Annotated in this window: 13 protein-coding genes and 1 tRNA gene; 7 read left to right on the top strand and 7 right to left on the bottom strand. The window is 41.1% G+C overall.

The features are described 5' to 3' along the window. Positions 1-37 precede the first annotated feature (37 nt). Positions 38-3,745 (top strand): response regulator, encoded by a 3,708-nt coding sequence (locus IEY03_RS08450; RefSeq protein WP_188840912.1) that lies wholly within the window; start codon positions 38-40, stop codon positions 3,743-3,745. A gap of 67 nt (positions 3,746-3,812) precedes the next feature. After that, positions 3,813-6,215 (top strand): zinc-dependent metalloprotease, encoded by a 2,403-nt coding sequence (locus tag IEY03_RS08445; protein ID WP_188840911.1) that lies wholly within the window; start codon positions 3,813-3,815, stop codon positions 6,213-6,215. Positions 6,216-6,279: 64 nt separating this feature from the next. Here IEY03_RS08445 and IEY03_RS08440 read toward each other — a convergent pair whose 3' ends face one another. Continuing rightward, complete coding sequence (locus IEY03_RS08440; protein ID WP_188840910.1) at positions 6,280-8,088, bottom strand: protein kinase domain-containing protein; 1,809 nt, start codon at positions 8,086-8,088, stop codon at positions 6,280-6,282. Between the two features lie 172 nt (positions 8,089-8,260). On the opposite strand from IEY03_RS08440, the gene IEY03_RS08435 reads away from it, so the two are divergent. Next, the gene (locus tag IEY03_RS08435; RefSeq protein WP_188840909.1) at positions 8,261-8,605 is read left to right on the top strand and encodes a hypothetical protein; all 345 of its coding nucleotides are present in this window, start codon (positions 8,261-8,263) and stop codon (positions 8,603-8,605) included. Positions 8,606-8,692: 87 nt separating this feature from the next. After that, positions 8,693-9,352, top strand: a complete 660-nt coding sequence (locus IEY03_RS08430; RefSeq protein WP_188840908.1) for a thiopurine S-methyltransferase — start codon at positions 8,693-8,695, stop codon at positions 9,350-9,352. A 99-nt stretch (positions 9,353-9,451) separates the two neighbouring features. Here the strand turns inward: IEY03_RS08430 and IEY03_RS08425 are convergent, their stop codons facing one another. Together IEY03_RS08425 and IEY03_RS08420 are read right to left on the bottom strand one after the other, a co-directional pair. Next, positions 9,452-10,483, bottom strand: a complete 1,032-nt coding sequence (locus IEY03_RS08425) for a porin (protein ID WP_188840907.1) — start codon at positions 10,481-10,483, stop codon at positions 9,452-9,454. Positions 10,484-10,879: 396 nt separating this feature from the next. Then, positions 10,880-11,932, bottom strand: coding sequence for a porin (locus IEY03_RS08420; RefSeq protein WP_188840906.1), 1,053 nt, complete (start codon positions 11,930-11,932; stop codon positions 10,880-10,882). Positions 11,933-12,326: 394 nt separating this feature from the next. Between IEY03_RS08420 and tcdA the strand changes: the two genes are divergently transcribed. After that, the gene (gene tcdA, locus IEY03_RS08415) at positions 12,327-13,127 is read left to right on the top strand and encodes a tRNA cyclic N6-threonylcarbamoyladenosine(37) synthase TcdA (RefSeq protein WP_188840905.1); all 801 of its coding nucleotides are present in this window, start codon (positions 12,327-12,329) and stop codon (positions 13,125-13,127) included. 46 nt (positions 13,128-13,173) lie between these two features. On the opposite strand, the gene IEY03_RS08410 is transcribed toward tcdA, so the two are convergent. Further along, positions 13,174-14,802: a sensor histidine kinase gene (locus IEY03_RS08410; protein WP_188840904.1), complete on the bottom strand. Its 1,629-nt coding sequence runs from the start codon at positions 14,800-14,802 to the stop codon at positions 13,174-13,176. Positions 14,803-14,991: 189 nt separating this feature from the next. On the opposite strand from IEY03_RS08410, the gene IEY03_RS08405 reads away from it, so the two are divergent. Then, complete coding sequence (locus IEY03_RS08405) at positions 14,992-15,603, top strand: superinfection exclusion B family protein (protein ID WP_188840903.1); 612 nt, start codon at positions 14,992-14,994, stop codon at positions 15,601-15,603. 148 nt (positions 15,604-15,751) lie between these two features. On the opposite strand, the gene IEY03_RS08400 is transcribed toward IEY03_RS08405, so the two are convergent. Next, positions 15,752-15,889, bottom strand: coding sequence for a DUF3149 domain-containing protein (locus IEY03_RS08400; protein WP_188840902.1), 138 nt, complete (start codon positions 15,887-15,889; stop codon positions 15,752-15,754). Positions 15,890-16,241: 352 nt separating this feature from the next. On the opposite strand from IEY03_RS08400, the gene IEY03_RS08395 reads away from it, so the two are divergent. Further along, positions 16,242-16,328 (top strand) — tRNA-Leu (locus IEY03_RS08395). Positions 16,329-16,497: 169 nt separating this feature from the next. Here IEY03_RS08395 and IEY03_RS08390 read toward each other — a convergent pair. Continuing rightward, on the bottom strand, positions 16,498-16,707 hold the full coding sequence (locus IEY03_RS08390; protein WP_188840901.1) for a DUF2787 family protein: 210 nt from the start codon (positions 16,705-16,707) through the stop codon (positions 16,498-16,500). A gap of 164 nt (positions 16,708-16,871) precedes the next feature. After that, on the bottom strand, positions 16,872-20,495 hold the full coding sequence (locus tag IEY03_RS08385; protein ID WP_188840900.1) for a S8 family serine peptidase: 3,624 nt from the start codon (positions 20,493-20,495) through the stop codon (positions 16,872-16,874). Between the last annotated feature and the right edge of the window lie 131 nt (positions 20,496-20,626).

The following is a 20,626-nucleotide window of genomic DNA, read 5'->3' as shown; positions in this document are numbered from 1 at the left end:
CTCCTAAATAAAAAGGCGCTGTCGCAAAGGGTATGGAATGAAACCAACAGAGCCTGATTTACAGCTAAAATCACCGATTCAACGTAACTATAACCGTGCAGTTTTTTATACCTATATTGGTGTGATCGTCATGTCATTAATTTCTGCGGCCATTTTTTATGAACGCCAGAAAGAAGTGCAAATTGAGCAACGCGAGGATCAGGTTGCTCGTCACGTATTACAAATCGACTTATTGCTAGAATCCAGTATCCGTGCGGTGAAAAGTTTGCGCGATGTGGCAATTGATCACCTGCGTTTAGGTGAGCAAGTGCGTAAAGATCGCTTGCCTCAATATGAAAAATTCAATGCTGACGGCCAATATTTTAGTCTAGAACCTAATTATGTAAAAAGTGGCGAACCCTTTACGAATATGGGACGCATTACCGGTATTGGCTCTCTTGATGGTCGCAGCGAGCAATTTTACCAAGAACTTGAAATGCTCTTTGAGTTATCGCTGTCATTTCCAGTCGCAAAAGAAGCCGCGCCGAAGGCATCCTCAATTTATTATGTCTCCAAGCGTAAAATGATGTCTTACTTCCCATGGAATAATAGCGAACAGCGCTTTAGGGAAGAACAACTCACTAAACAGCAGTTTCAATTGGCTACGCCCAAACTTAATCCACAACGTAACGCTTTTTGGAGTCCAGCCTATGTGGATGGTGGCGAGCAAGGGCTGTTAACCACTTTAGGATTACCGGTTTACCTTGAAGATGACTTCATCGGCACCATTAACTTAGATATGACCTTAGCGTCACTTGCGAAACAAATTCGTACTTATTTCAAAATGCCGGGCACAGTGATCCTATTAGATCAACAGAATAATATTTTATCCCACAGTGATTTTGACTCTAATGAAATGAATCGAGTTTATCACATAAGCCAACGTATTCCTGCAGAATTACATTCATTATCCGAGTCGGAACTGTTTGACGCCCATGAGGGGATTTTACGTAATGGGCATTATATTCATTCTGTTGCATTACATAATGCGCCGTGGCGATTGCTGTATATCCAGGAAGAGGGAGCATTATTTAAAGACTCTTGGGAGAAATTACAGCTAACCTTCATTATGGTGGTTTTAGCCCTTTCTGTGCTGGTGACAATTGTGCATTGGCAAACTCGCCGCGCATTCGTTAGCCCCGCGTCTAGGCTGTTAACGCATTTAGAGGCGTGTTCACAGTCACCATTACCCCCTCCAGAAAAAATGACTCCGGGTTGGGAACCTTGGTTTTTATTGGTTAGTCGTATTTTTGAAGAAAACCAACAGTATACGCGTCATTTAGCTGAGCAAAATAAACGTCTTGATAACTTGGTGGCCAGCCGTACCCAAAGGTTGCGTGACACCACAGAGCGTCGTGAACGAGAATTTGCATTATTAAGGTCGTTAATTGACTCGTTACCAGAAGCGATTGTATTTAAAGATAAAGAAGGCAAATATTTAGGGTGTAACAAATCAGCCGAGCGGATGTTAGGCGTGAATGAAAGCGATATTATTGGCTTAACCACAGTTGATTTTACCAGCCCTGAACAAGGTCAACGTATTCTTGCTGAAGACAAGAAAGTGTTAGATGAGAAGAACTCTATTCAATACAAAGAGCGTATTGAAATTGCCGGCAAACCTGTATTACTAGATGCGTTTAAATTGCCATTTTATAACCGCCGCAATGAATTACTCGGGCTGATTTCCATTTGGCGCGATATTACTCGCGAGAATGAATCCGCAGAGCAATTACGCTTGTCAGAAGAGCGTTATCACATGGCGATGGATGCGGTGGAAGATGGTCTATGGGATTGGTACATAGATTCTGAACAAATTATTTGTAACCCCGCTTTTTATTCAATGCTTGGCTACACGCCAAATGAGTTCCCGGCATTATTATCTTCTATTGATGGCTTAACCCATCCAGATGATAGGGACAGAGTGCAAGAGTACCGTAGTCAATATTTGCTTGATCCTACCGATGCCTATGAAATTGAATTTAGAATGAAAGGCAAGCTGGGTGAATATCATTGGTTATTGTCTCGTGGACGTGCGGTGGAGTTTTCTGACTCAGGCCAAACTAAGCGTATGCTAGGCACACACAAAGACATTACTCGACAAAAGAGTAACGAAGTGGCCTTACTTGAGGCAAAGCAAGACGCTGAATTAGCTAACATGTATAAGAGTGAGTTTTTGGCTAATATGAGCCATGAAATTCGTACGCCTATGAACGCCATTATTGGCATGTTGCAATTGGCCCAGCGAACCAGTTTGACCCCTCAGCAAGAAGATTACCTGAGTAAAGCGGGATTCTCTGCTCAGTCTTTGCTGCGCATTATTAATGACATTCTTGATTTCTCAAAAATTGAAGCGGGTAAATTAGAGCTAGAACGGGTCGCGTTCCCGTTAGATAAAGTGCTCGATCATGTGTTAGATATGAATGCCATTAAAGCCCAAGAGCGTGGTGTCGAATTATTACTTTACGCACCTGTTACTGCGGGATTGATTTTAAATGGTGACCCGCTTCGTCTTGGCCAAGTGTTAGTCAACTTATTATCAAACGCGGTTAAATTCACGCAAAATGGTGAAATTGAACTGGGTTGTGAAGATGTAGGTGAACGTGATCATCGTATCACCTTGAAATTCTGGGTCAGAGACACGGGCATTGGTATTAGCAAAGAGCAACAGTCTAAATTGTTCGATGCGTTTTCACAGGCCGACGGTTCAACAACCCGAAAATACGGTGGTACAGGGTTAGGTTTATCAATCAGTAAGCATCTGGTATCCATGATGGGCGGTACCATGCAGGTAGAGTCTGAGGTCAATCAGGGCAGCACTTTTAGCTTTACCATCAGCTTTGAAATTGCCGAAGAAAATATCGTTGAACCTTTAGTGGTGCCAGAACAGTTAAATAATTTAACCACATTAGTGGTCGATGATAATCCAAGTGCGTTGCAGATATATTCAGCCTTGATGAAAGACTTCAGTTTTGGTGTGCGCACCGCAGCCAGTGGCCAACAGGCTTTGGATTGTCTTGCCAAACAGTCTGTAGATTTAATTTTATTAGATTGGATGATGCCTGAAATGGGCGGTTTAGAAGTGCTAACTCAAGTGGATGAAATGGTCGCCGATGGTCGTTTAGCTAAACGACCGATCATCATTCTGATGACCGCATACAGTGCAGAACCTTTGGCCGACGATGTCGCTGATAGAAACATTCATGCTATTTTGCAAAAGCCTTTTAAAGCCTCGGCTTTGTTTGATGAAATCATTAGTGCTTTCGCTAAAGAACCCAAATTGAACGTGCAGTCGGTGCCAAAAGAAGATGTGCAAGAGCAGCAGTCAGGTTTAGTGTTATTGGTAGAAGATAACTTTATTAATCAACAGGTAGCCTCTGAGTTATTAAAAAGTGCGGGTTATGAAGTTGTGATGGCCGACAATGGTCAAATCGCATTAGATTTGATTGATACACGATCCTTTGACGCGGTATTAATGGATATACAAATGCCTGTTATGGACGGATTAACGGCATCGAAAGAATTGCGTAAACGTTACAGTGCGGAGCAAATGCCGATTATTGCCATGACAGCCCACGCGATGTCGGGTGACAGAGAAAAAAGTTTGGCTGCGGGCATGAATGCGCACATTACTAAACCGATCGTGTTAAATGAGTTATTTGACACCTTATCGTATTGGATTGAGTATAAAAATAACCATAAAGCCTAATTTCTTTTGTGTTATGCATAATGGATGGCATTAATATTGAGGTTAGATTTACAACAAGGATTTGAACATGAAACCACGTCAGCTCTCTCTGGCAATAATCTTGGCGATTAGCCCTGTATTAGCGTTATCGACATTATCGACCCAGGCTATTGCTGCTGAAACGGCCGAAAAAGTGATTAAAAACAGTCAGGCTGCCGAAGGGTTTATTAATCTGTATTATGACAATGTTGACGGTCAGCTCTATTTACATGCCAATAAATTGAATCAGCCGTTTCTATTGTTAACCAGTTTACCCCATGGTGTGGGCTCCAATGATATTGGATTAGACAGAGGGCAGTTGGGACGTACTCGAATGGTGCAATTTGAGCAACATGGTCCTTACATAGTATTAAAGCAACTCAATACTTATTTCAGAGCCAGTAGCGATAATCTAGCCGAGCAGCAATCCGTTAAGCAGGCTTTTGCTGAATCGATTTTATGGCGTGGCAAATTGCTTCAAGGTAAAGCCGCTTTAGTGTCGATTAACGACCTAGTGATAAATGATTTGCATGGCGTTGCCGATGTTTTAGCCGCAACAAACCAAGGGGGGTATTCACTTGATCCCCAACGTTCAGTGATCATGCCTGAACAAGTAAAATCATTTACCCAAAATGCTGATGTTGATGTCAATCTTACGTTTACTGCCCAGCACCCTGGGAAGCAAGTTGTTGAAGTCACTCCAGATGCCAAATTTATGTCTGTCAGGATGCGTTACTCGTTTGTCGCGTTACCCGAGGCGGGTTACCAACCACGGGCTTATCATCCGATGAGCGGTTATCTGTCAGATGAGCATTTAGATTATTCTACTCAAGTTGACGAGCCAATCGTTCAGCGCGTTTTGTTACGTCACCGCCTTGAAAAAGTCACCCCAGGCGACGCCCCTAGCGAGGTGATAAAACCTATTACCTATTACCTTGACCCAGGTGTACCAGAACCTATTCGAACTGCACTTTTGGATGGCGCTCGCTGGTGGGAAGATGCGTTTAATGACGCAGGGTTTATTAATGGTTTTAAGGTCGAAATGCTCCCCGAGGATGCTGACCCGCAGGATATTCGCTATAACATGATCCAATGGGTACATCGTGCAACACGAGGTTGGTCATATGGATCTGCTATCACGGATCCCCGCACGGGTGAAATCATTAAAGGCCATGTTACCTTAGGCAGTTTACGCGTCAGACAAGATCATCTTATTGCCCGTGGATTGACCGCCGACTGGCCAGATAGAAAAGCCGCAGCCGATGCAGCAATGGCATTATCATTAGCCCGTATTCGCCAGTTGTCTGCCCACGAGGTTGGTCATACCTTAGGTTTTGACCATAACTTTGCCGCATCTACAAATCAGAATGCATCGGTTATGGATTACCCTCATCCATACGTGTATTTAGATAATAACGCCATCGCCATAGATACTCCTTATACTGAAGGTATTGGCGAGTGGGATAAATACACTGTGGCATTTGGTTATGGACCGCAGGCTAATCAGGGGGATTTACTGAGCTTAGCCATGAGTAAAGGTTATCGCTATATTGGCGAAACTGACTCACGTGAAGCGAGTGCTAGCCATGTTTACGCTAGCCTTTGGGATAATGGTACTGATGCGGTTGCTGAGTTATTGCGTTTAGAAACCGTGCGTAGACACGCCATTGAACAATTTAATGCTGACGCCTTATTAAAAGATGAGCCTAAGGGCGAGCTTGCAGATGTCTTTGTGCCTATGTATTTACTGACTCGCTATCAGGTTGAAGCCGCAGCTAAGTGGCTTGGTGGCACTGAATACAATTACCAGCAATTAGGTGCTGGGCTAAGTTGGCATTATGCAGCCCCTGCAAAACAGTTTGCGGCATTAGATGCATTACTGGCCAGTTTATCTGCGCAAAGTTTAGCTGTCCCCGCAAACGTGATGACTGCTTTGGTACCTAAAGCGGGTAATTACCGTAAAACTCGCGAGAGTTTTAATGGCAATACTGGTGTGGTGGCCGATGAATTAGGCATGGCAGAAGTGATGAGTCGACATATTGTCAGCCAAATGTTGGCACCTCAGCGATTAAATCGAATTAACCAAGGGTTTATGCAAGATGCTGAGCAGCTTTCTGTGGTGAGCTTATTGGATAAACTGATCGGTGCTACGCTTTATCAAGAACTCAATAGAGGCACGACACTCGGCATTAAAATGCGCGTGAATACTGTGGTTATTGAAGGGATATTAACAGCGTATCACGATAGTCAGACCGCCCCCGAAGTAAAGGCGCAATTGTTGGCTAAGCTTGAGTTTACGCTAAAACAACTTAAACGTCGTAGCACGCGCACCAGTCAATATCAGGCTGCACATTATGATTGGTTATACGCAGGTATAGAAAAAAGCCTACAAACACCAGAGTTTAAACTGATAGCTGAACCTTTGACTATGCCACCAGGTTCACCTATTTAACGTCATACGCTTACGATAGGATTAGCATTGACTATCACACAACCGAGTCATTGTAGGCTCGGTTTTATTTTGTCTGTTGTTTGGGGTTTTTAGGATAAAACAGCTCAGGTTTTCTATCCAGATGAGAAAACTGGCGGGTATTTTTATAGGGTAACTTCATAAAACCACTGATCCCATGGCCTTGTATTTTACTTGCGTTGGCAATAATTCTATCAAGACTCGCTCTAAATGCGGCTTGTTTACGCGGGTTAAGTAAGCGTAAATAACTGTGAATCTTTAAGTGAGTCGGTAAGGCTTCAAAAATAATGCAACCCGTGTGATGAATTTGATTTAACCAGCCTAATTCGGTCATGATTTCTGCAGGAAGTTCAAGGTTTTCCTCAGGATCTTTACCATCCTCAAAATAGGAGTGTAAACGTGACTTATCCTCTAAAGAGGGCACATCGCCAACCTCAAAGGGGAGCTGCATTTCTCCCGATACTTCAAATGGCATGTCTGGGCTACTGCGCTCGATATGCAAGGTGTCTTTGGCATTAAAGAAACAAGCCTTAAACACCCCAATACGTTTAATGCCTCTGGCCATAGTGACCATGTTATTGACTGCTACGATTAGCGCTGCTTTTTGGGTGGGATCATAAGTCGCTAAGTTTGAATCGATGTACACCCCTGTTTGTTGCCAATGTATCGCCAGTCCACCGACAATCGGATATTGCGCAAGCCTTCCAACCGCGGCAATAAACCCTTTTTCGGTATCAGCCATACCTACCATAAAGTTTCGGTAATACTTATCCACTTGCACATCGTCAATATCAGCAATGGGGTCGTGGTCATTGTGTTCTTTTAAAAAGGACTTACGCGAGCTATAGCTGACGGTTTCAATGGCTCTAGTGCGAGGTTGAACCCATACAGGAATGTCAGACTTAGTCGGAAGATAGTTGATGTCTGGTAAGTGCATTCTATGACTATGGCGCATACTCTTTAAAAAGTAATCTCCTGCACGGCAGCGTAATTCGGGATCATCGCTTAACATGCCGTCTAAGGTTTTTGCTAACTCAATGGGTAAGCCTATGCTGGTAGCCGGAATGATTTTTGTGCCAAAACGACTGCTTTGTCCAGATGCTAAAGCATAAAGTGTTCCCGCCACACCTTGTTCATCAAATCGAGCCGATGATAAGGCACCATTAAGCTGTGCATCACCAATAAAATATACATCGCCCATACGCGCATTGGTTTGATGCTGGTCGCTGGACATTAATGACATGACGTTATCATCTACGGGTCGATCGAATTCATCGCGTTGAGCAAAAACCGCAGATCCCCAATCAATTAAAGACAAGCTGTCTGTTTCAATATCGTAAACCAAGTTAGAGGGTTTAATATCGCCATGAACTAAAGGTTTACCTTTTCGTAAATAATACAAAATATTGGCCAATTGCCGGGCAATGCTGACAATCATCGCAGCCGGTAGGGCGCCCATACGTTGGCATATTTTATCGAGATCTTCTCCCTTAGCCCGCTCCATCACCAAAATCCCTTGTTTACCTACCCGTTCAAACTTGATTGCAGCGGGCACATTGGGATGTTTGACTAAACTAAGCATGTAGGCTTCTTCTTCAAGCCTGTCTTGAATATTTTGCGGCAAAGTAAGACGAGAAAACTTAAACACATGGGATTCACCGACACTATTTACCCCAGCAAACACAAAACCATAAGCACCTTTACCAATGAACTCGATTTCACAATAGCCCAATTTGCTGAGCTGCTGCTTACACAAACGTACCCAAGCCTTATGCTTGCGAGCATCATTGGCTTTGAGTAAATAAATCGACTGTTCTTCGTTAATATAAAACTGCTGTAATTGCGGTGTTTGCAAATGATATCCCCTTAATGTGCAGGGGTTATTTAATCCTTATCTGGCTTTGACTTCAAGGGCTTCCTAACTAATTTTATTGGTTAAGTAAACCTTGATGTGTATCAATTTAGTTATCTACTGTAATCGGTAAGATTAAGCTAGATTCAATCAAAGCTTTTAAAGGGAGACACTTATGTCAAATATCAAAAAAGCAGATTTAATTCAACTATTTGACTTTCCTCGCTCACGTATTTTGAAGTCGATGGAAGTGACTCATTGCCCCCATGCGGTATTTTTTAACTCTTCAGATGAGCAATGTATTACCTGTCATCAGGGAGAAGAGTGCGTATGGATAAATCATAATGATGAAATGGTCGCAATGGAGGAAAAGTCCATTGAAGATTTGAAGCAGCAAATTCTAGTCGCCGTCGATTTTGTTGATTCGAGTTTGTCGCCTCACCATTTATCACGTCGCAATTGTCAGTGTGAAAATTGTGTGTGGTTACGTAAAGTTCAGCTTACCCTTAAAGGGGAGTAGTTAAGCGAATTGCAAGACGATTAAGTTGCTTCTGTTGTTTCAAGCTTATAAAGTGAGCCAGCAATTTTACTCGCTGGAGAAACAAAGATGGACCCTCAGTTTTGGCATGAAAAGTGGCAGATGCAACAGATTGGCTTTCACCAGCCTCAAGTAAATCCTTTTTTAATCCGTTTTTGGACTTCATTAGGTCTGGACGCAAACAGTAAGATTTTTGTCCCATTGTGTGGCAAATCTTTAGACATGTGTTATCTAGCAGAGCTAGGACATCAGGTGCAAGGTTGCGAACTCAGTCAAACGGCCATTGAACAGTTTTTTGCAGAAAACCAGTTACCCTTTCAAGTACAGTCTCAGCAACAACACCAATTCTTTAGTGCCGATCAGCTTGAGCTAATTCAAGGTGATATCTTTACTATTGACCCTAGTGTGACCGCCAGTATTGGTGGTTTTTATGATAGAGCGGCATTAATCGCCTGGCCTGAAACCATGCGTCAGCAATACGCAAAAACCTTAGCAAAGCTCATTCCTGCTAATGTGTCTGGTTTACTTATTACCTTAGACTATCCCCAAGATACTCTGAAAGGTCCACCATTTGCCGTCAGTCCAGACTGGATAGAGCAATACTTAGCGCCATATTTCGAGATTAGCTTATTGAGCTGTGAAGATGTATTGGCTGATAACCCACGTTTTGTAAACAAACAAGTCCCGTGGTTAAATGAAGCGGCTTATAAATTGACCCGTAAAGCATAGTGACTGCCAAACATAACAACTGAGCATTGATAGTTGTTTACATTGGCTCAATAAAAAGGCGACCCATAGGTCGCCTTAATGCGTTAACGTCTAATGAGATTAGAAGTCGTAACGTACGCCCACAGAGAATACGTTGTCATCTTTTAAATCAGTTTTAACGTTGGCATCGGTAAAGTCACCTTCGTACATTGCATAGTGAGCAAATACTAAGGTTGATTTAGCAATACGATAGTCAGCACCAAGAGTGATGTTTTGTACGTTGATATCATCAGCGCCAGCTTGACCTAATGCTTTGTAGTACTTACCAAAGCCTGCTTCATCTTGACCATATTCTACTTTTAAGTTTACACCATTTAAGTTGTATACAGCATTGACAAAATAAGTGTTACCGTCGATATCACTGTTAGATACGCTTTCTGAGTTTTGGAATAAACCACCTACTTTGAAGTCACCTAACTTAACTTGACCTACAGCGCGGTATGCATCAACACCACCGATAGCTTTATTGTAAGCACCTGCTAAATAGTAGCTATGTTTTGCTAGCCCTTTGTCACCTAATGTCACGCTTAATGCATATTGAGAATCATCAGAATCTTGATTATCTTCCATTAAGTATGTTGCATTAAAGGTCACTAAGTCTGCAATAACTGGTGAGTAGTACCAAACACCATCTGCACTACGAGTTTGACCACTAACCAAACGGTCTACGTCGGCGTTAGTATTACCAAATACGTCAACACCGCCTTCCGCTTGCTTGAATACTGTGTCATTACGACCAACTAATACTGAACCAGCAGCCGTTTTCACGCCTAAGAATGTATTACGAGCTTTGAAAGTATCATTTGAACCAGAGGTGTTTTCTACTTGGAATTCCATTTGGTATAAAACTTCAACACCATCAGCAATCTTTTCGGCACCTTTCACACCCACGTTAGAAAAGTTGTTTTCGAAATAAGTCCCACTTTCGCCTACAGTAACACCGTGAGTGCCGCCCTGTAAGGTAGAGCCGGTATCAGTAGTAGTTACAGCAAGCTCTAAGCGACCATAAAAGTCAGGGCCATCAGCAAGTGCACCAAAAGAGGTGATTGCTAGTACTGATGCTACTGATGCAGATAGTAAGGTTTTTTTCATCTTTCATACTCCCAGAACATGATGTTCTATGATTCCATTTTAAGAATGGTTTTAATAGTGACTTATGCCGTAAACGGCTATGTAACAATCTAGTATGGGATTTTACAGTTTTGAGGATGACAAATTGTGGTAGAGATCAAACTTTTTAATCTTGAGTTAAGAATAAATGTTTAAATGTGACCGATTAGATCATTTGTTGCCATTTTTAACAGTCTATTAGCATTTTGTGCTAATGCGTCAGCGAATGTTAAGCTAATATTTTGCTTTTTTCATTGAGAATTGACTTTATTAGTTGAGGTTTTTTGCGGTGTTTGCTGTTGTGCACTGAAGGTATGAGTAAAAGTTCAATAAAAAAAGCGGCTTACTTAGCCGCTTTAATGGTGATGAACTTAACTTTTAGAAATCGACACGAAGACCAACAGTGACAATATCATCGCTTAGATCGGCATTGAATGTATCAACTAACATGTCGCCATCATATTTAGTGTAATGACCGTACACTAAAGTGTTCTTGCTTACACGGTAGTCAGCACCTAGGCTGAACTGCTTTAAATCAACATCGCTGACATTGGCAAGATTGTCATTGCTTTGACCAACAAAACGACTGACATATTTACCTAGACCAGAATCATCTTGGCCGTAAGATGCTTTAAATTTCCAGTCACCCATTAAGTAAGCGCCATTGATGACATAACTGTCACCTTTTAAGTGCGCTAGGTCGGTATCTTTGCTTTCACTGTGTTGGTAAAGACCACCCACAATGAAGTTACCAAACTTACCTTGTACAACACCGCGGTATGCTTCGATGTTGCTGATACCATCTTGGTAAGCTGCAGCAGCATAGAAGTTTTGTGATTTGAATGCCTTATCACCTAATGTCGCACTAAGGGCATACATAGAATCAGCAGATTTTCTGTTGCCTTTAGCGTCAACATGGTTGTCATCAACTAAGTAAGTAGCGTTTAAGGTAATTAAGTCAGCAAGCTTAGGTGAGTAATAACTGATGCCATCAGCTTCACGATTTTGACCCGCAACAAGTAAATCAATATCTGAGTTGGTATTACCGAATAAATCAAAGCCACCTTCAGATGATTTGAATACTGTGTCATTACGACCGACTAATGCTGTACCCGCTAAGGTTTTTACCCCAATAAAGCTGTTACGCGCCGCAAAAGTGTTACCTGAATTATCAAAGTTCGATACGCCAAATTCCATTTGGTAGAGAATTTCAACGTTGTCGTTAATTTTTTCAGACCCCTTCACACCCAACCATGAAAAGTTATTTTCAATGATGGCACCGTCTTTTTGGTTTTGAGTTGCAATACCTAGGTCTGAATTGGTGAATGCTAAATCGGCGCGTCCATAAAATTCAGGACCTGTAGCGAGTGCACTAAAAGAAGTTAACGCGGCACAGGAAAGGATCGCACTCGTGATAAGGTTTTTTTTCATTTTCATCTTCCTTTATTAAGGTAGTGATTAATAGATGGGCTTTTTACCCATAAATACCAGAGCTTTATTAGCACTAGCGGATATTATTAAGCCTGTGCATTTTGGCATAAGAGTGCAGATAAAAGTGTGATAATGATTTAAAACTCTTATTTTTCAGTTGATTGCGATATTTACATTAACTAGGTGGCAACTGTTTTTTTACCAATGTAAACCAAGGGTGGGCAGTTTATTAGCTAAGATTTAACCTTTAAGTAAATTTGTTTACTCATATTTCTTAGCGCTCAAGCTTTTAACAAAGAATGATTGTTGATTTATAAATCTTGAGCATTTAGCTTTGCTGACGAGTCAGTTAAAATAGCGGATTAGAAAAATGAGCTATTTTTAGGGTATCAAGATGTTGTCAGAAGCATATGTAAATCGATTTGCGGGTATTGGTCGTTTGTATGGACAAGCGGCACTGAATACCTTTGCTGAGGCACATGTTGTTATTGTCGGGATTGGTGGCGTGGGCACCTGGGTTGCCGAGTCACTTGCTAGAAGTGGTATAGGTCAAATCACCCTCATCGATTTAGATGATATTTGTGTCACTAATACCAATCGTCAAATTCATGCCATCGCGCAAACAATAGGGCAGTCAAAAGTTGAAGTCATGGCACAACGTATTTTGTCAATCAACCCAGAATGTCAAGTCAATGAAATTGAAGACTTTGTGACATTAGATAATCTTGATGATTATTTTCCCCGTCAGGAGGTAGGACACAAAACTATTAGTTATGTCGTTGACTGTATTGATGCAGTAAAACAAAAAGCGGCATTAATAGCCCATTGTAAGCGCAATAAAATCCCCTTGGTCACTATTGGTGGAGCAGGTGGGCAAACAGATCCTAGTCAAATTCAAGTGACTGATTTAGCCAAAACAGTACAAGATCCATTATTGGCAAAGGTGCGCAGTATATTACGCAAAGAATACGGATTTAGTAAGAATGTTCAACGACGCTTTGCTATCGATGCTGTTTTTTCAACGCAGCATTTAGTTTATCCGCAAGCTGACGGTAGTGTGTGTGCGACCAAAGCTACAGCTGAAGGAAGTATGAGAATGGATTGTGCGTCAGGTTTTGGCGCTGTCACCATGGTAACAGGCACCTTTGGTTTTATGGCCGCAAGTCGAGTGTTAGCCAAGTTAGCTGCCAAATAGTGATTAAAGTGCATTAATTTATTTTGTGAATTGATGCACTTTAATCCTATTCAGCTTCACCTATTGTGAAATCATCATTGCTCAGTAGCGGGTGCAAAGTATAGGGGAAGCTGACGATAAACATAGGTCCGCCTAAGGGAGAAAGTGGTTCAAAACGAATGCTCCCGTGAATTAAGGTTGCCGCGTTAAAGGCTGCTGCTAATCCTAGTCCAATCCCTCCTTTATTACGTGTAGTGGTAAAGAAAGGTTCAAACATATGATCTGCCACTTCTTTAGGTATGCTTAATCCATTGTTTTGAATTTCAATGTTTATCTGATCATTATCTATGGCTACATTGATAAATATCCGACTATCTTCTATTCCTTTGAAAGCATGGGTATAAGCATTTGAAATAATATTGCCGATAATTTGATTGAGCAGATTAAGGTTACTATTTACCTCTAACTCGGCGTCGACGTTCATATTGATATCAACGTGCTGCGGTGAAAACATAATCTGTGTTGAATCAACAATATCTTCAAGTTGTTGTTTGAGATTAAATTGGGTATTTTTTTCATGTCGCTGTTCGGCTGCAACGGTTTTGAATTTTTGAATTAAGGTACTGGCGCGAGTGATGTTATTCACAATCAGCTGACAGCTTTGTTGGTACTCTTCCAGTATTCGGTTTATTTCTTCTAAAGTAGCATGTTCACTGTGGATCAGTTTTATGAGATCTTCTACATGCGACAGCTGAGAGCTAGCTGCCGTTAGGCAAATGCCGATAGGGGTATTAATTTCATGGGCTAAACCTGAAACTAAACCGCCAAGGGCAGCCATTTTTTCTTGCTCAACTAACACTTGTTGCGCACGCTTTAGGATCAGTAAAGATTGCTCTAGTTCTTTAGTTTGCTCTTTAACCTGCCTTGCTAACTCGTCTTTGTAACTGCGTTCCAGCTTTAATAAGCGCTCGCGATCTTCTAATGCATTCTGTAAAGCATTTTTGGACTCTTGGACGTCAGCAAATGATGCACGAACTTGTTGCTGCATAGTGTTGATAGCATTAGCGACTAGAGCAAATTCATCTTTGTCTTTATGAGCAAATTGTAAGGGTTCGAATGGTTTTTCTAGACTAATTCTGTCGCAATATTGACTGAGTTTTAAAAGGTGTTGGGTAATATTTAGCCATACCAAGAAAAGAATAAAACCGGCCACTAAAAAGGTTTTGATCGCATTTGACAGTAAAATCAAAATGGCTTTGTCATACAGTCTGTCATAAATGATGTTTAAGTCAGCCTGAACGTATAAGGTGCCGACTTTGATATCACTAGAATTGGTATAGATGAGGTCAAATTGTTTTTCTATTGTTGATGTTTGTTGATACTTACCTGCTTGCCATTCTTGGCCGCTATCGTCTTTGATGGAGATATAGGTGATGTCAGGTAATTGACTTAAACCATCTATTTGCGTGTTGATTAAACGCTCATCGATCACCCAAATACTGGCTGCTAATACTTCTAAATTGACTTTCTCGATACTAGAAAATGCTCGGTCGATTCGGCTTACATCGCCATTGTAGTCATTGAAGAGCTGATAAACAGTGGTAAGCAGAGTAATAAGAGAACTAAAAAGCACAATCGAAAGCATAAGCTTGCGACCAATAGGGCTAGTTAATAGTTGTCCAGAAAATCTTAGCATGGCATTTATTTAATCATTCTAAGTGCTTATATAAATAAGTTAGTGCATAACAACGTTTTAATCCACCTTTAATTGGACTCTTTATTGCTGAAAATGTCCGCTCAATTTTAATTGTTTTTATATATCAATGTGGCATTACTCTTGCTTTGTCTGAATAGACGTTCAAAATTCTGACACTGTGGGTGATATATGAAAGAAGTGATGATAAAAGCGATTAGCTTAAGCAATGCAAAGCGCACTTTTATGAGTGTGATGTTGTGGTTGGTCATTGCATGTGTGGCGCTGTTATTTGCCCCGCAAACTTTACTTGAGAAGCTGGCTTTGGCTGAAGTAGTAACCCAATACAGTTTTATTATAGGATTAGGGTTAATCATTGGCGCGGCATATTTCCTCAGTCAACTTGTTAGCTTTATTGCTGATGAATCTATTCAGTATTTACGCCAAAAACGAACCGTCGAAACCATTGAAGCGAAAGTGAAGTTGCTTGATCCTGCTGAGCGCGCACTATTAAGAGAGTTTTTTCTTCAGGGCGCGACAATATTAGCGTTACCGCAAAATGAGTTAGCGGTAAAAAGCTTACTGCACACCAATATTTTGGAAAAACTGGGCAACGAACGTCACTATGCCATTCAGGGACCTACTGCCGAATATAAGATTTCTATGCCGGCCAGAATTTATTTAAATCGCGATGTGCTGCGTTTGCCGGCAGGTGAACCGACTCAAGAAGAATTGTCACATTTATTGAAGGCAAGACCACACTTTATTAATGGGCTTGTGCAACCGCGTAAACATGCCGCTTAAATGAAGAGGCAGGTTACTAAATGCTTTAATATGGGATTGACCAAACAACAAAAAATAAAAAAGGGGCTAGATTAGCCCCTGAAGTGGTTCAGTTTTACTTGAAAAACAGCAATTAAAAACTAAGAACAAAGAAAACGCAGCAAGCAAATTACTCATTATTGCCTGGTGCTGACTTCACAACGAACATCCACATTAAGTAAGAAATAATCCCCAAAGTACTGAAAATAACAATCATTGAGAGTAATCCAATTGGGTTACCGAACATTAAATCTAACCAGAATGCCATGATAAAATTCCTTGTAATTGTGAAGTCCTAGTTATCATAATGCTGAATTAAATGAACAAAACTGATCTCGATCAATGATCCCCTCTATAAATAGGTATAGATGTTGTTTAAATGTGATCGCTGTTACATTTATCCGGAAACGGTACTTGTATTTCTTTCATATTAATCAATGGGCATGACACTTTTTTGAAGTCAGAATAGTGACAGTGGGTGTCTTCGAGGGTAAAGATACGATTGGATTTTAAGCGCTTGGTATTTTTTGTTGATAAAGTCTCGTTAAAGGGCTTGCCATTGTCATAAGCATGGGTATAATTCCGGTCACTTAATTGATACTGTTCAATTATGTGATTGTGCCAGTGTGGTGAAATTGGTATACACAGGGGATTCAAAATCCCCCGCCTTTAAAAGCGTGTCGGTTCGAGTCCGACCACTGGTACCACTTCAAAGCCGACCTTAGAGTCGGTTTTTTTGTACCTAAAATATGGGGTTATGTGTCTTTAACCGAATACCGTGTCAGCCTTTTTACATGAGGCTTTACCTTGCCCAATTGCCCTGTTTCACATTCTTTGCAAATCAATCCTCTTATTTTTGGTGGTGGGTTAACTATTTTACGCCACACTGATTTCAAATACCTGTAGTTCCAACCAATAACACAGGAAAATCTTCTGCCATAGAGGATAAAACTCAATCGCAGTTTCAATGACTAGCATGCCATTAATGCTTTGGAATATGCCGCAGTTAAAGTCCAACTCCTTTACAAGTTCCCAGTAACCACCTTGCTCTACATAGCAGAAATCAGTGAGTAACATAATTGCCATCGTCCACGCATCATGAGTGAGACAAAGCCGACTCAGTTTGGTTTAGGTAATATTTGAAATTGAATTGAATACAACATTAGTAAGATTAAGTTTTTTGAAATTTTTAAAATAAAAAACCAGTTGCCTAAGCAACTGGTTTTTATTTTACGAATTAACGTTTGGGATTAGTGCTTACGACGACGTAATGCAGCTAAAGGTAGTAATAATGCTGTTAACCAGCCCATTGAACCACCAGAGCTTGGCTCTTCTTTGGCATTCACTGTAATTGTAGCAACGCCAGGTGCACTTTCAGCACGACCATCAGAAGCGACTACAGAGAATTTAAGAACATGGTTACCAGCAGGAGCTGTAAAGTTAATGCTTGAACCACCATTTGCGAAAGTAACAGCCGTACCAGACGTTTGAGTCCAAGCGTAAGTTAACGTGTCACCATCAGCATCTTTACCATTTGCTTTAGCAGTAACAACAAAGTTCTCTGTACTTGTCATTCCAGTAGGAGCAACAGTAGGAACGGTATTGTTAACCATTACTGACACAGTAACAGGCTCTGAGCGGTTGCCCATGGTATCCATTACGACAACAGAAGCTGTCATTGTTTCTGTTTGTTGGTTGATAACTGCAGATTCACTTAACGTTACAACGCCTTTTTTGTCGATAGCTATCATGCTTGAGTCAGAACTTATTACAATAAACTCTGATATTGGGCTGGTTAACATATCTGCGTCAGTTGCAACAACTTGACCTAATACTAAACCGGCCTTAGCACCTTTATTAACATAAACAACTAAATCTTCAGCTACTGGTGCAGAGTTGCCTTCATCTGTAGTGTTGGCAACAACTGACATTGAGCCATCTTCAGATAACAGCATATAACCCATTGAGTTATCACCAACTGAGCTCATTAACATAGCGCTTTCGCCTGGCGCAAGTTCAGTAACATCATTGCCTTCAGCATCAACCAAACCTGCCATAGCATCTGGACCAACTAAACTTAAAGAGGCCACGACCTCATCACCCGTGCCTGTTGATACAGGTGCCCAATCACTTTCTTCTACGCGGAAACGAACATTGATTGATTCGCCTAGATTATTTTGATCAAGTCCCAAATCTTCAAAACATGCTTTAGTGGTTAAAAAGTCATTACCTGTAACATGGTATGCAGGCTGTAAAGAACCACTTGAAGTACCGTAAGTTGTTACAAAACCGTATAAAGAGCGAGGATACGCGTCATTAAACCATTGAAGGTTAACGGTCTTAGATGTGTAATCCCATACACCATCATTGTTAACATCATAATCTACGTTGTAGCTCGCCACGAATGCATGAACGATTGGATCACGCATTTGGAAGGTATTGTAAATAGCAATACCCGCATCACAAGAACCGCTACCTGCAAGTTCAGCAGAAGCATTTAATAGGTCGTGACGCAGTGACATATCTTTTTTGCTTGTTGCTGTTAAAGGCACACTAAATGGAGCAGTAATTGCTGTTGCACCAGTATTGGTGAATGTTCTTACAATGCCATCTTCAGTCACTTCAGTCGCAACTGATGCTGCAGCGGCAGCTTTTGGTAGGATATGATAAACCACATGCAATGCATCGGTTTCACCATCCATAAATTTAATCGCACCATCATATTCAGATAGGGTTAACGCATCAGATGCTTCAGCAGCTGTACCATCTAATTCGTATGATGAAGTTAACGTCCACTCTGGAAGTTTAGTTGGATCAATTGTGACTGTTACATCAAATGATTTAACTTGGCCAGCTGGGATAGATACTGACTCAGGTAAAGTAAATGAAACCGCGCCAGAATCTTTATCATTCATGAAGCGTTGTTCAGCCATTAATGAATAGGTTTTGTTGTCGCTAGAGAAGTTTTTAACTGTGATGGTTTTAGTCATAGTAGTCACTTCGGTTAACGATACTAAACCAAATGCTAAGGCTGCCTGCATTGTATCTTTGTTCCAAGCAGCAACCGGTAAGTTGATTGCTTTTTGAACGTCTACAAGACCAGCACCGATATAACTAATTGGTGCAAGTTCAGCATCTGGATTTAAACCACGAGGTTCAGCAGTAACATCTAAGTTAGCTGAGTTCATCATTGTGGCCTTAATTTCAAAGCCATTGCGGTTAGGAAGTGCTTCTTTAACAATACTCATCGCGCCAGCTGTAATCGGGCTTGAGAAAGATGTTCCGCTAATTGGGGTTAAACCGTCACCTAAACCAGGGTGTGCAGTCATAATTGCAGTACCTGGAGCGGTAATTTCAGGCTTCAATGTACCAGCAATTGAAGGGCCGCGTGATGTAAATGTTGCAATAGCACCAGCAGTTAATACTTCTGTTGACGTAATAGAGTATTCAACTACACCATTTGCAAGCTCAGCTTTAATAGCATCGCCTTCTTCTTTTGAAATCATCACCGAAGGAATGGTAACAGCAGCATCGCTACCACCCATGTTGAATGCGCCACCATCAGCAACGTTATTTGCAACAATAACGAAAGATGCACCTTGTTTTTGAGCGTTTAATACTTTAACTGTAAATGAACAAGCGCCACGGTCGATGATGACCGCTTTACCGGTAAAGTCTTCAGTAAAAGCTGCACAACCATTGAAGTTTGAGGTTGGTAATACTAAAGGTGCATTTGTGTGGTTAAACTCAAATACGTTGCTTTTGTTAAAGCCAGCACTAAATGCTTCTAACTCAACACCTGCAGCAGTTGCGTCTAACTTGCCTACTTTTGTTGTAGGGTGAGTCATAGCACCAACAGATAGGGCATTGTTTGAAGTACTTGGACCGCCAACAACAAATGGCGAAGCGCCATCATTACCCGCAGAAATAACTAAGTTAACACCAAGCTCAACCATTTCATCAATAAGTTCTTGAACAGCACCACCTTTGGTATCACCAAAGTCACCGCCTAAAGACATATTTACAGTGTCAACGCGATCAGAAATGTCACCATCGTCATTCGGGTCCATTGCTGCTTCAAGTGCGTTTAATTGCGCTAATCCAGGACAACCTGAGTTACATACAGAATATACGAATAATTCAACATCAGGAGCGATGCCTACAACTGAATGGCTTACATGAGTACCATGGTTTGTATTTACATCAATTGGGTTAGGATCGTCATTCATGAAATCATAACCGCCAACAATTTTACCTTGTGGCCAGTTAGGCATTTCTGATTTAGCGGCAACAGCTGCTTGATAATCAGCAACATCACCACTGCCACCTAAAGCTTTATGCGTATAGTCAACACCTGTATCTAATACAGCAACACGTTGGCCTTTGCCTGACGCTATGCCTGCTTCAATAACTGGGGTTGCTGTTACATAATCGGCACTGTCAGCAACATCAAGTTGGTAATCGTAGATAGGCAGAATATCGGCTACGTCTGGGTTTGATAATAAAGTTGTCAGTGTATTTTTATCAGCTTTAACAAGAATAGCGTTAACCAGTTTTGAGGTTTTTCCCACAACTTGGATATTGGCATCCAACTGGTTTATAGCACTCAATACTTTTGCTTGAGATTGTTGAACATTGTTTAAGGCGGTAGAAAAATCAGTATTTGAGAGTCTATTTTGCTGAGAAACTGATTGAGATGTTAGCTTTATCATCCAAGCAGAAGGAGTATTCTGACTTTTTTCCAATTTAGTTGCTTGAATACCAGCATATTCATTATTGATTTGATTGGTCGTATTATACTTATCTGCCGCGCCTGCGAAACATGCGCCTGATATTAGTGCCGCTGAAATAGCGAGTGATAGTTTTGTCTTCACAACGTCTTCCTTGTTTTCAAGTCACCCTCAAAATGATTACTGCAATTATCATAAACTGCAGATAGGTCGCGGGGTGTAATTGTAATGTTTTTATAATGCCTATGTTGCACTAATGGTGTGCAATATGCATT

Source organism: Shewanella aestuarii (assembly GCF_014647215.1).
Taxonomy (GTDB): Bacteria; Pseudomonadota; Gammaproteobacteria; order Enterobacterales; family Shewanellaceae; genus Shewanella; species Shewanella aestuarii.
Note: the sequence above shows the minus strand (reverse complement) of the source record. Positions and strands in the feature narration are given on the sequence as shown.